Annotated in this window: 14 protein-coding genes; 1 reads left to right on the top strand and 13 read right to left on the bottom strand. The window is 33.4% G+C overall.

Annotated elements, in window-relative coordinates:
• Positions 1-257 precede the first annotated feature (257 nt).
• From QZU75_RS11255 to QZU75_RS11235, 5 genes are all read right to left on the bottom strand, one after another.
• Positions 258-2,834, bottom strand: a complete 2,577-nt coding sequence (locus QZU75_RS11255; RefSeq protein ID WP_296883818.1) for an Ig-like domain repeat protein — start codon at positions 2,832-2,834, stop codon at positions 258-260.
• Between the two features lie 277 nt (positions 2,835-3,111).
• The gene (locus tag QZU75_RS11250; protein ID WP_296883817.1) at positions 3,112-3,594 is read right to left on the bottom strand and encodes a hypothetical protein; all 483 of its coding nucleotides are present in this window, start codon (positions 3,592-3,594) and stop codon (positions 3,112-3,114) included.
• A gap of 6 nt (positions 3,595-3,600) precedes the next feature.
• Positions 3,601-4,290 carry an NADPH-dependent F420 reductase gene (npdG, locus tag QZU75_RS11245; protein WP_296883816.1) on the bottom strand — a complete coding sequence of 230 codons (690 nt, stop codon included), beginning with the start codon at positions 4,288-4,290 and terminating at the stop codon, positions 3,601-3,603.
• Between the two features lie 9 nt (positions 4,291-4,299).
• Positions 4,300-4,851 (bottom strand): DUF2284 domain-containing protein, encoded by a 552-nt coding sequence (locus QZU75_RS11240; RefSeq protein WP_296883815.1) that lies wholly within the window; start codon positions 4,849-4,851, stop codon positions 4,300-4,302.
• 36 nt (positions 4,852-4,887) lie between these two features.
• Entirely contained in the window at positions 4,888-5,232 is a 345-nt protein-coding gene (locus tag QZU75_RS11235) for a hypothetical protein (protein ID WP_296883814.1), read from the bottom strand.
• Positions 5,233-5,452: 220 nt separating this feature from the next.
• On the opposite strand from QZU75_RS11235, the gene QZU75_RS11230 reads away from it, so the two are divergent.
• The gene (locus QZU75_RS11230) at positions 5,453-5,668 is read left to right on the top strand and encodes a hypothetical protein (protein WP_296883813.1); all 216 of its coding nucleotides are present in this window, start codon (positions 5,453-5,455) and stop codon (positions 5,666-5,668) included.
• A 128-nt stretch (positions 5,669-5,796) separates the two neighbouring features.
• On the opposite strand, the gene cca is transcribed toward QZU75_RS11230, so the two are convergent.
• From cca to QZU75_RS11190, 8 genes are all read right to left on the bottom strand, one after another.
• Positions 5,797-7,164, bottom strand: coding sequence for a CCA tRNA nucleotidyltransferase (cca, locus tag QZU75_RS11225; protein WP_296883812.1), 1,368 nt, complete (start codon positions 7,162-7,164; stop codon positions 5,797-5,799).
• A gap of 4 nt (positions 7,165-7,168) precedes the next feature.
• Positions 7,169-7,726: an RNA 2',3'-cyclic phosphodiesterase gene (gene thpR, locus QZU75_RS11220; RefSeq protein ID WP_296883811.1), complete on the bottom strand. Its 558-nt coding sequence runs from the start codon at positions 7,724-7,726 to the stop codon at positions 7,169-7,171.
• 9 nt (positions 7,727-7,735) lie between these two features.
• Positions 7,736-8,866 (bottom strand): 3-dehydroquinate synthase II, encoded by a 1,131-nt coding sequence (locus tag QZU75_RS11215; protein ID WP_296883810.1) that lies wholly within the window; start codon positions 8,864-8,866, stop codon positions 7,736-7,738.
• A 9-nt stretch (positions 8,867-8,875) separates the two neighbouring features.
• On the bottom strand, positions 8,876-9,670 hold the full coding sequence (locus QZU75_RS11210) for a 2-amino-3,7-dideoxy-D-threo-hept-6-ulosonate synthase (protein ID WP_296883819.1): 795 nt from the start codon (positions 9,668-9,670) through the stop codon (positions 8,876-8,878).
• 238 nt (positions 9,671-9,908) lie between these two features.
• Positions 9,909-10,424: an SAM-dependent methyltransferase gene (locus QZU75_RS11205; protein WP_296883809.1), complete on the bottom strand. Its 516-nt coding sequence runs from the start codon at positions 10,422-10,424 to the stop codon at positions 9,909-9,911.
• Complete coding sequence (locus QZU75_RS11200) at positions 10,417-11,262, bottom strand: pantoate kinase (RefSeq protein ID WP_296883808.1); 846 nt, start codon at positions 11,260-11,262, stop codon at positions 10,417-10,419. Before QZU75_RS11200 ends, QZU75_RS11205 begins: the two co-directional genes overlap by 8 nt.
• A gap of 435 nt (positions 11,263-11,697) precedes the next feature.
• Positions 11,698-13,023: a Cna B-type domain-containing protein gene (locus QZU75_RS11195; protein ID WP_296883807.1), complete on the bottom strand. Its 1,326-nt coding sequence runs from the start codon at positions 13,021-13,023 to the stop codon at positions 11,698-11,700.
• A partial coding sequence (locus QZU75_RS11190; protein WP_296883805.1) for a Cna B-type domain-containing protein occupies positions 12,998-13,394 on the bottom strand: 397 nt, incomplete at its 5' end. The genes QZU75_RS11190 and QZU75_RS11195, both read right to left, overlap by 26 nt.

The following is a 13,394-nucleotide window of genomic DNA, read 5'->3' as shown; positions in this document are numbered from 1 at the left end:
AAACCTTTTTAAAGAATCTCACTAATTTTATGCAAAAACAAAAGAAAATAAAGAAATTTAAAAAAATTCTGTCAAAGAGCTAACATTTTGACAGTCACAAGGCTCTGGCCGCCAAGTAAAGAAGTTAGGATTACCATATTTATTTTTAAGAGCTATTGTAATTTAATAGATATATGAGGCAATAATTAGTAAATCATTTTATAAAAAATAGTGGAATAATGTATAAAATAAAAAAAAGCAAGTAACTGCCGAAGCAATTACTTTTTCACATAAACATTCTTTTTAACAGTGTCTTTCAGGTATGTTGCCTGATAAGTTATTTTTTTGCCAACAGTTAGCTTTTTCAAGACACTTGATTTGACTGTTGCTTTTGCAACACCTTTGGAATTGGTTTTAGCACTGTATGTTTTACCATTGAATTTGAATGTAACTGTTTTCTTATTAAGGTATTTTCCATTGATTTTACCCAAAGTCGCCTGCAATACAAGACTTTTGGCGGATTTCTTTACAGTTACTGATTTTAACGTTAACAAATGTTTAACAATTATTGTTTTTGTTACAGATTTGCCCAGTGAAGTTATTTTTATTTTGTATGTTCCAGGAACTTGTGATATCTTAAATCTGGCAACACCATTTTTTGTTGTAATTGTTTTTGATATTTTACCAGTTATTTTAACAGCCACACCATTTGCAGCTTTTCCATCGGTTCCAGTAACTTTAATGCTATAATATGAACCGTCAGAATAAACAACATCCATGTTAGAAGCAGTGATTACCGGAGCTACAGCAGTGTTTGATTTAAATAAAGTTCCGCTTCTTGTAAATGATGAATATTTGCTGTCACCGGAGTATGTAATTGTAAACGGATAATTTCCAGCACCTAAATTAGGCATTTTGACAGTGGCAACACCCTTTTCAACAGCAAAATCATATGAAACACCATTGACTGTTAATGTAAAAGTTCCTGTAGCATCATCAGGCAATTTAATAGGAATAGAGCTGCCGCTTGGAACTGTACCAAAAGAAGGAAAATCAATGTCCATTTTAGAGCTAACATTCTCAATATCATCAGAATGAGTTTTAGTTACATTAAAACTGCCGTTATTCTTAAATGGTGAATATTGTTCATCCCCAGAGTAAGAAATTACATATGCATAAACACCATCCTCCAAATTAGGCAATTTAATATTGGCAACACCGTTTACCAAAGTTGATTTGTAATCCACACCCTCAACCGTTAATGTAATAGTGCCTGTAACGTCACTTGGCAAGCTGATAACAGCAGTGTCATTATAAGAAGATCCTCCTGAAGACGGAATGATAACTATGGAACTGTTTGTAACGTAAGTATAATTGGTTTTTTCATTAACTGCCAGTTTGAATGAAGATCTTGAAGATTCATATCTTGATGTTCCCTCATAAACTACTGAAATAGTATGAACACCTGATTTTAATGGAGTATAAGTTAATTCTGCAATACTGTTTATTACATTTGCCTGTCCGAGTTTGGTGTTACCATAAAAGAAAGCCACCACACCTTCGTTAATTAAATCAACACCACCCATTCCTGCAGTTAAAGTTACTTTCTGACCCTCATTAGCAGTTAAATCACGTGTCACCAAATTAGTTTTGGCTTTGGTGACAATTATTGTAGCGGTTTTGGTTGCACCGTCATGATTGGCATCTTTGACTATTGAAACTGTTAATTTATGAGTACCCACTTCCAATTTAGGAAGTATGATATGATTTTCAAATATATTAATCTCTTTTCCATCGATTTGAGCCTTATATGTAATAGATTCGTCATCATTTAATGCAATATTTAAAGAGGTTCCATAAGTTAAATTAACATCCACAATATTGCTTAAATAATCCGCCTTTTTCACAGTTATTGTAGCGGTTCGGGTTACTGGATTGTGATTGCTATCAGCAACTGTTGTAACGGATAAAGTATGAGTACCCACATTCAATTTAGCAGGAATCATGATTGTATTTCCTACCACATCAGCATCTTTTCCATCGATTTTTGCTGTGAATTTGACAACCCCTTCAGTTGTTACCGTAATATTTGAAAAACTGCCATAATTAAAAGTCAAATCCCCCATACCTACAGAGGAATCTACTTTATTAACAGTTATTGTAGCTGTTTTGGTCGCTGCTATATGGTTATCATCAGGAACTGTTGTGACGGATAATATATGAGTTCCAACATCCAAAACCGGAACTGTAATCTCATTTCCTTTAACATCAACATCATTGCCATCAATTTCAGCAATAATCTTAGTTACTCCTATTGTATATAATCTTACCGCAGAAGAATTACCATAATTTAAAGTGATATCATCAATATCCCTTAAAGATTGTGCCTTGTTAATTGTAATTGTTGCAGTTTTAGTTACAGAATTGTGATTGTAGTCAGGAATTGTAGAAACAGACAGCTGATGAGTGCCCACATTCAAGTTAGAAGGAATCATGATTGTATAACCTGCCACGCCAATAGCATTACCATCAATTTTGGCTGTGATTCCTGTCGCTCCAATAGCCGCAACTGCAATATTTGCCTCATCACCATACTCAAGAGCAATATCACCCAGATTACTTAAGGATGAATCCGGCTTGTCTGCAAGTATATCTCCACCCTCATTTGAATATAATGCATCATCATTAATATCATCTGCTGATGCAGATAAAACATTTACATCAGATAAATTTAATTCTTGATTAATTTCTTCACTTGTAACAACCGTCTGATTCGCATCACTAGCGCAAACACTTGCGATGCTGAATAAACAAATAATGAAACAAATGAAAATAAATAATTTTTTATACTCCATATCATTACACCATAATTTTTAATAAACGATAATTATTTATGTTTTAAATCTTATTTAACAATTATGACAAGAGATATCATAGAATTATTGAAAAAAATAACTTAAAAATAAAATTTAAATGATTAAAAGATTGAAATTTTTATTTGAATTTGAAAATTGTAAAAAAAATAAAAAATAAATTATAAAATAAAGAATTAACATTTCACCATGTAAAAATGATGTGAAATTATCAATTCCACTTGAATCAAAGCGGACGTGAAGTATCCATCAGAACTGGTTATTTGCATTTATAGCCCAGTTCATTAAGCATTTTCTGCAAATACTTCTTTTTTAAAACAAGTTCACGCTTGTTTGCCAATTTATCACTGTTAGGCTGGCCAACCTTATCAGATAATCTGGAGGCTCCCAAATATTTAGTATCGCCTTCACGAAGTTTATGGGCTTCACCATTATCAATGGCTTTTTTGATATAGTAATAATCACTGAACAATACGTCAAAATCATTGCTTAAGTAATACAGCTCCAAATCGGTAATTATATCTTCAAAATACCATATTATCAAAATAGCTTCAAACCTGAAAAGCTCAGTAAAGTCAATCATGTCAAAGTAATCCAAATCTGCAAGTTTAAACTTGCCTGCAGGATATCTCATTCCGCAGTTTTTATAAAAATACTCCAGAGGAGCTACAAAAAAAGTTGCTGATTCATTCAAGACTACTTCATTAATGTTTTTTCCAATAAGAGCCTCAAATGAATCCATAAAAATCTATTCCTTATCGAGTGCAGGAATTCCTGTTATTCTTAATCCGCCGTAGTGGGATTTGTATTTGATGTTCATTCCAATTAAAAGAGGAGTGATTTTTTCGATAATTCTTGCTTTTTCTAAAACACCTGTATCGATTGTTCTGATACCTGGGATTTTGTCAATGATTTCTGCAGCGGTTTCTTTTGCTTGTTTGTCATCTCCTGCAATCAGACAGTCACAGTCGATTTCTTCTGGAATGTTTGCTAAGTGTGAGTTTGAAATGTTACAGAATGCACAGATTACTTTTGCGCCGGTTCCTTCAAGAATTGATGCAGTTCTCTCAGCAGCAGATCCTTCCATGAGATCAATGAATCTGAATGGTTTTCCACCGATAGCTGTTTCGAGAGGTACAGTTGCATCCATGACGATTTTGTCTTTACAGAATTCTTTTATTCCTTCAACTGTTGGTTTTTGTGCTGCTAAAGGTACAGTGATAATTAAAACATCTCCTTCACGAGCAGCATCTTCGTTTGCCATACCTATCATATTGGATAAGTCATAGTCTGCAAGGTCTTCTTTTGCCTTTGCAACTACATCAAGTGCCTTTTCCTCTTTACGTGAACCTACAATTACATCTACACCAGCTATTGCTAATCTTTCTGCAATTCCAAGTCCTTGGGGTCCGGTTCCTCCTATTATACTTACTTTCATATTTATCACCTATTTTTTATCATATAATAAACCGCCTACAAATATCAGATATTCAGGCAGTTTACCGTCATGAGCGTATTTTACTGGAAATCCAAATAAATCTTCAACTGTCTTGTCTGTGTATGCACCCAGTGATTCAAGGGAGTATCTCATTTTAAACGGCATTTTGCATGGCATGTTGAATTCTCTTGTACATCTCATGCACAGATTGCATTTTCCCAAAAAGAGTCCAAGTGCATCTTCACTTTCAATCATGTAGATTTCATTCATGAATTTGACTTTCATGCGTTCAAATCTTTTTAAAATAAATTCCAGTTCTTTCTCTTCAAAAGTATGTTCCAGTTCCTCTGTTGAAAAGTCAATTTTAAAAGCAATGATTTTTAACTTGTTGTAGGTGTTCCATACTTCATCAACGTCAAATTCGAATGGAGGATAATTCCAGTTATATCCGAGCTTTTCCTGCTCTTCAATGCATAATTTTGAGACTTCCTCAAAATTTACATATTTCTTAACATAATCCTCAACGTCGACATCGACTGTGAGTTTTTTAATCTCTGACATATTAATCTATATAAAAATTGAATATTATAAAATTTACTATCCATTAATTACACGATTTATTGAAATTTTTTTAGAATTATATTTTATGGATTTGTTGGTGTCGTTTACGGACTTTTTCAGGGTGGTTACAATTGCATTTAAAAGTTCCTCATCAAAGTCAATGCACTCACCGCCTCTGAATTCGCAAATCTTAGAGATTTTCTTATCTTCCAGATATTTAAGATAATCATCCCATTCCTCATTCATCTCATCAATGAATATTTTCAGGTCAAGTATTTTGTCGTTTAACCTATCTGCTTTTCTAAAAGCTTCTTTTTCAATGTCTTCAAGCTTTTCAAAGTCATCTTTTTGCCATTCGTAGAGATATGTTTTTTCACTCATCTTATCACTTTTAGTAGGTATAATTTTAAAGATATATGAATATTATGTTTCAATTTGAAAATTGCTTTGAATTGGTAAAATTGCTTTAAACTCATAAAATTGTCTTTATTCAGACTATAAAATATTTATATGTAATCAATAATAAGTATGATTAGTTAAATGTGCCATTGTTAATGTATTTAATTCCAAAATAGGAAAAGAACTGATTGGATTGTTAAATATGTCATCACTATCAACAGAAATAATCGAAAAAGCAATAGATCATGCAATTAAAAAAAATATAGAACGAGAAAGAAATCAAATTTTCCAAGACGGAAAAGCAAAAGGAAAAATAGAAGGAAAAATAGAAGAAAAAGAAAGAATTGCAAAAACACTAAAGAATACCATACACCTGAAGAAATCTCAAAAATCACAGGTTTATCACTTGAAACAGTGAAAAAATTATAAAAAAGTATAATTAAATCTACATTACCTAATAAAAAAAATATAAAAAATAAGTTAGTTAAATGATAGGTAAAGCTAACTTATTTATTTTAATATTGCTCTCTCTTTTGATTTTAAAACTCATCTAACAATATACTGACCAGGATTTAAAAAGTCATCAAGAAACTGCAAATAAAACTCATCGCTTGCCAAATCATCAACAGAGATAAACTTATATGAATTTATAATAGTATTTCTAAGGTTTTTACCTACTTTGATTTTTCTAATGTTTTTATCTGTAAAAATGCTTTCAATGAATTTTACTGCATCACTGAACTCTCTTTTTTGAGCATGAACTAAAAAATCATCCATTACATGACAATTTTCAGGTCCGTATTTATTGGTGAAATTGTTGCATGCCTTGTTTAAAAATATTTTAGGACCTTTGTTGATTTTAATGTCATTCAATTTGGATGAAGCCATTTCAAGAAGTATTACTGCTGAGTCAATTTCATTACTTGAATAACTGCTAGAGAATACATTGAATTCTTCATTATTTACTTTTTCAGCAAGAGATGAAGCAGTCATCTTCAGCTGAGGATGCAATGTGTCAAGAGGCATTTCAGGAATATCGAATTTTATTGCTATAAAATCGCTACCTCTTTTTCTAAGTTCATCCAAAATATCCTCTTTATCCAGAGATTTATCCAAAGGATAGAAATAATCCTTTTTATTATCAGATGCAAGGTAATTTCTTGCTGATTGGATAAACTCACAGCACTTATTCAGTCTCAAAGCAGCTGCCACATTTCTGTTTTTATCAGTTGGATCAATGACTATCAGCGGGTCATCAAATTGGGAAGATGTTGCATAACCCTCCAAATCAATTACATGACCATACTGCCACATGCAAGCGGCATTTAGAGTTTCTTCGAAACTGCCATATTTAATAATTAGCAATTCGCATAAATAGCCTGCAAATCCGCCTACCTTAAATTCAGAGCCGTAAGTTCCGGTCATATCCATGAATTTTTTCAAAAGCAGGACTTCATCGCAGCCTTCATCTGTAAGATTGGCTTTAACATAACGTGTATGAAGGATTGTTCTGTCCACCGCTGATTTAAGCTGTGAACCGTCTTCTATTTCATAACACGGAACCAAATCTACTTCATAACCGTCAATGTCGGTTGTTAGATACGGATGGGATGCAAAGTGCTGTGATGCATTACCATCAAAAGCATCACTGCATTTATGAGCCAAATATAAACCCTTTTCCTTTAATGTATCTAAATCGACATCCAAAGAAAATGCCATGAATACATCAATGTCTGATTTTCCTTTAAGGGCGGTGTGTTTTGCAACAGATCCTACAACGGATATTTTTGCATCAATACCCTCTTTTTTGCAGGTTTCAGTCAAATAGTTAACAATCCTATCTGACATTGCATCAATATCCTGCTGCTCTTTTTCTGTTGGTTTGATATCCTTTAATATTTGCTCATAATCCATTTTATCACAATTCAAATATTTCTAAATCTTCATAAATTGGTCCTTGAGGAGTTAAAGTGGATTTTTTAAGAATTATTTTATCCACATTCATCTCACCTATTTCAACATCACTGAATTCTTCAATTGTTGATTTTACTTTTGCTTTTCCTTTAGCGGACTTCATGCGTCCAATAGTCAGGTGTGATGAGAATTTCTTATCCTTATCAAGGCCTAATTTGACAAATTCCTTATCAAGTTCATCATGGAGTTTTTTTACTGTTTCATCTTCTTCAAGACCCAGCCAGATTACTTTGATTCGGTTTGTGTTTGGAAAGGCTCCGCAACCTTTTATTTTAACATTGAAGTTGTCGAAATTATTTACAACTTCAGATATTCTTGATGAGAGTAAATCAATGCCTTCTGTATCTATATCTCCGAAAAATTTTAGTGTTAAGTGCAAATTTTCCAAATCTACATATTTGATATTTGCATCGATTGTTTTGAATTGCTTTATGATTTTATAGATTTTGGCTTTTAAATCTTCATCAATGTCAATAGCTAAAAATGCTCTTAGCTGACTCATTTTCAACACCTATTGTTCGATGATAGTCTCATCGATAGCGATTCCAAAATGACGTGCACTGCTTTCTATGTAAACCTTTACCTTATCTCCAGGTTTTACGTCAGCTACTGAAAGAGGTTCGTCGTTTGCATCAACTATTCTGATTGTTTCTGCATTTTGAAGTAATGTTCGTATGGTACGGCCTTCATATTCTGCTTCAAGAAGAATTAATGGCCTTCTCTCGATTTTACTTCTTCCGACATATGCAGTTCTTGTTTCACCTTCAGTATTTACAATCAGTACTTCATCACCTGCAACAAGTTCTGAGAGATATCTTGTTTTATTCCCCGGAACCATCACATATGCCTGTACAGGTCCTGCATTTACTCTGAATGGGCGTGAAGCTACATATTCGCTTTCAAGGGATTCTGAATGTACCAAAAACATGGATTTTGAATATGAACCTATAAGCATTCCTTCACCCGGCTTCATCATGTCAGTTGTATCTACACATACCCTGTCACCAGAGCCCAACGGTTTTACATTTGTTATTGTTGCTATTTTCAATTCATATTTTGCCTGTGATGCTTCAATAACTTCCTGAGCTATTTTTTTGGTTTTGTTAAAGTCATTGGCTTCAAAGATTACACCGTCAGTTCCATGTTCAAGGGTTTCAAGTGCGACTTTTGCACCGTCAACGTCACGTACTGCTGCAATGATTTCAACATCTTCCTTTTGAAGGTCTGCAATGATATTTTCAAGAGGAATAATTGTCCAGTCGGTTCCTACAAGAATAATATAATCTACAATTGAACCTAATTTAACTGCAAGCTGTTCATGTGCTTTGTCAGTAATTATTACATATGCACAAACGGTTTTTCCTTCGCTTTTGGCTTTTTTTGCATTTGCAATATCTGTTGAGTCGGAAAAATCCTCATTTAAATCAAGGACTCCATCACCTTCACCGTTAATGCCCACAAGGAATATGTCTGCATCGTCGGTGTTTGCAATGATTTTTACATTTCCCAATTTTCTGATGTTTTCAATATCATCCAAATCAAGCACATGGTCAATTCCTGATTCAAGTGCTGTTGTAATCATCTCTTTTTTATCATCCCAAATTTCGTCGGGAGTAGAAATCCATGCAAATTTATTTTGCATTAAATCACCTTATTTTAAGAATTCCAATGCTTCTTCAACTTCCAAATCGTGGTGGACAACTTCTGAAATTGCTCTTGTAATTTTACCAGGGTTTTCAGCCTGGAACAAATTACGTCCGAATGCTACTCCTGCACCACCAACTTCAAGAGATTCCTTAACCATATATAATAGGTCTTCGTCAGTGTCAACTTTAGGACCGCCTGCAATAACTACCGGCACGATTGCTCCTTCAACTACGTCTCTGAATGAGTCAGGGTCTCCAGTATAGTTTGTTTTTACTATATCTACACCTAATTCTGATCCTACACGTGCAGCATGTTTTACAAATTCAACATCGTGTTCGTTTTCCACTTTTTGGCCTCTAGGATACATCATTGCAAGAAGTGGCATTCCCCAGTAATCACAGGTTTCAGCGATTTTACCCAATTCCTGTAACATCTGACTTTCTGTATCACTTCCAAGGTTTACATGGATTGATACTGCATCCGCACCAAGCTGAATTGCTTTTTCTACACTGGTTACGGTTACCTTATCATTTGGGTCAGGTGCAAGGGAAGTACTTGCGGAAAGGTGTACAATAAGACCTATATCTTCCCCATATCCACGGTGTCCTTGTTTTACAATACCTTTGTGCATTAATATTGCATCTGCTCCGCCTTGAGAGATGCTTTCGACAGTTTCATCCATATCGATGATTCCAGGGATAGGACCGCTTGATACACCATGATCCATCGGTGCGATAACAGTTCTTCCAGTATTCCTATTTATGATTCTTTCTAGACGAATCTTTTTACCTATCATTATATAACCTCATTATTTATGAATTATATTTTTCTTGATTATGGTATATAATATTAATTGTACAAAAATATACCATTAAATTATTATATTTAAAAAAATATGCAAAATCAAATATAAATTTTTAAACAAATTTTATCAATGACCTATAGTATTGGTTAAAAACTTCTACAAATCAATACACTTAGTATAATTTAATTAAAAAAAAAATATTATTGACCTTCAGGAATAATCGAAAACTTTTCTATTTATCCAGTGACGGCGTCCAGAGGTCAAATTCTTTAATTTGCGGAGGGATGCCTGAATCGTGATAACTTTCAAGATAGCCTTCAGCGGTTTGATAATCTTCATCACTGCCGCTGGCGGAGTTGAAAAATTCCAAAATCCCCCTATTCCTGATTACAGTATGTTTTGGCTTAAAGGTACTTGACCAGATATAAAATACTTTAAAAACTGTGTCGGGATGATATCCACCGCCAAGATCTATAGCCAGCACATCACATTTCTGAATTATTTTAAATACTTCGGCAAGTACATCATGCAATCTGACATCACCTGAAATGAAAAGCACATCATCAAGATTATTCATTATTTCAACCGCTTCAGGAGAATTATCAACAGCAACTACCTTACATTGCTTTGAAAACAGTTTGGTTGTGCCTCCGACATGACAGCCCAATTCTATTACAGTATCATTCGGATTTATCAAATCTGTGAGATCTTTCCTATAATTTTTTATATCGTAACTAAGTTTAATCATAAGTTATCCCAATATTGTTGAGTTTATCTATATGTAAGTTTTCAATATTTAGACTTTTGAATGCATCTTCATCATACGCAAATGCAAATGCTGTATTTCCCAACATTGCCATGGAACTACCTAAAATATCACTCGAAGAATTAAAATAATCAACTAGTTTTTTCACATCATCTGACATCAGGTTTATCTCATGTGAAAATCTATTTGAAAAAGCCAAAAAGTTCTCCAAAGTAGGTTCATCTTCAAACAATTCCAGATATTTTGAACCTGAACTGGAAATTATATTGTGATAACGGGAATTCCGGATAATTTCTGATGTTTCTATCCCGCCAAAAGTTTTCCATGCTATATATACATCATGATTAAATGATTTAATCTCACCAATTCCCGGAGCACCAGGCTTTGTTCTTAAAACCAGCCCATTTCCTGTTTGAGCTATTACATCTCCTAAACCTGCACCCAAATTCACTTCAGCCATATGTGCAATCTGACCACATAACTCTTTAGAATATCCCAGATTGAGAAATTCATTAATGGCCAATGTTAAACTTAATGCAGATGCTGCAGATGTTCCAAAGCCTGCACCAATCGGAAGCTGTATGTCCTGTGTGATTTTAAAGGCATCATCAATCTCAAGGATGTTTAAAACTTCTTTGATTACTGTTTCATCACCCTGATTAACATCAAAAGTCAACTTGTCTGCAGGAGATATTGTAGTCCTAACACCCTGAGAGAGCAAAAACCCTGCTCCACAAGACCCATTCTTTAAACGCACTTCATGGTTTTCAATATTGAAAAATCCTGTAATGTGTCCAGGTACAAAAACTGATTTATTCATAATTAACATTATTGTCTTTTCATTTAATTAAAACTTTTGACATATTTCATAAGCTTTTTTATGGTCTTATTAATCATTATCAGCATCACCAATGAAATTTACACCTGCAACATCCAAAGGTCCTATATATACAAGTTCAGTATGTTGATGAATGTCGGGGTTCAGTAAGTTTAATGCAGGACTCATAGGTATCATCATCAGAAATACATGGATAAATATCTTATGCACTCAAGTTGAATTTTTTATCGTTTCGCCCAAAATATAAATATATTGCCTTTTATCTAGGATTCGCTTTAAAAGCTAAAATTAATTAAGAAATATATTTAAAATTAACTAAAAATAGTTTTAGAAATAATATTTTAAAAAAATAGTTGAAACTTTAATATAACTAAAAAAAGAAAAAATAGGAGTTTTAATAAAACTCCTTAAAAGTGTTTATTTTTGTTTTCTTCTTATTAATGGAATAAACAACGCTAACAATAGCAATGCAATAGGATTACCAGTAGCATATTTATCCTGTTTAACGTGTTTAGGCACATGATGCTTATGAGGAACAGGATGTTTAGGAGTAGCATTTACAGGTACATTAGGTACAGTATCATTAACAACCCTAGTAGTATTAGTACTGTTAACGGTATCGTTAGTAATATTGTTACCGGCAATCACACTATTAACCTTGAATCCAACACTTGTAGTATTGAAAACAACAATGAAACTAGCAGACTCGCCAACACCTAAAGTTTTACCATAAACAAACTTGCCATCTCCAACATATGTCCAGTCATTATTAGGAAGCATATGATCTAATACAAGACCTTCAGAATACTTACTATCAATCACATAAACACCAGTCAAGTTACAATCACCTGTGTTTTTAACAACAATTCTAAATGAAACTTGCTGACCAACTCTGACTTTTTTGTCAAGAGTAATCTTTCGAACACTCATATCAGGATGATATTCAGGTTCAATCAGGATTGTGAAATTACCTTCAGTCTTTGTGAAATTGACTGTACGGTTACCATCAACCACACCAATAGTATAGTTAATTTGCTTACCATCTTTATAAACAGGTAAATTATCGAAAATAAATCTGGAAATATTACTTGGATATAAAGTAACATTAGCAACTTTTACACCATCAGCATAAATAATAACCTCAACAGGCTTTTCATCATTATTGTTTCCATCTCCCCAAACTTTAGTAATATTAACAACAGTTATTAAAGGAACATGGACATTATTAACAATGAAACTATACGCTGAAACATTAGACACACTAGAAGTGTAATTAGCAACACTAATCTCTTCAACGGAATACTTAATCAACTCACCTTCATCATAAACAGGCAAGTTTTCAAAAGTATAATTCCATCCATTAGAATCATCTAAAACAGCAGTAGCAACAACATCACCGTCAGCAATCAAGACAACACTAACACCAACAGGTCTAACACCATCTTGATTGTTAGCATCATTCCAAACCTTAATCACATCAACAGATGTAACAACAGGAACATGAGTATTAGTAACAGTGAAACTGTATGTCGCATTATTAGACACAACAGAAGTGTAATTAGCAACATCAACTTCATCAATAGTATAATTGATTAAGTTACCATTACTGTAAACAGGTAAGTTTTCAAAAGTATGTTTCCAAGCATTAGAATCATCTAAAGTAACAGTACCAACAACATCACCGTCAGCAATCAAGACAACACTAACACCAACAGGTCTAACACCATCTTTTGTTAATATCATTCCAAACCTTAATCACATCAACAGATGTAACAACAGGAACATGAGTATTAGTAACAGTGAAACTATATGCTGAATCATTAGAAATTACAACAGAATAATTAGCAACATCTAACTCCTCAATAGAATACTTAATCACAGTACCATTACTGAAAACAGGTAAGTTTTCAAAAGTATGTTTCCAAGCATTAGAATCATCTAAAGTAACAGTACCAACAACATTTCCATTACCACTCAAAACAACAGTAACACCAGCAGGTCTAACACCATCTTGGTTGTTAATATCATTCCAAACCTTAATCACATCAACAGATGTAACAACAGGAACATGAGTATTAGTAACAGTGAAACTATATGCTGAATCATTAGAAATT

This window comes from uncultured Methanobrevibacter sp. (assembly GCF_902764455.1).
In the GTDB taxonomy this organism is placed as follows: Archaea; Methanobacteriota; Methanobacteria; order Methanobacteriales; family Methanobacteriaceae; genus Methanocatella.
The sequence above is the reverse complement of the archived record's forward strand: the minus strand, read 5'-3'. Positions and strand labels throughout refer to the sequence as shown.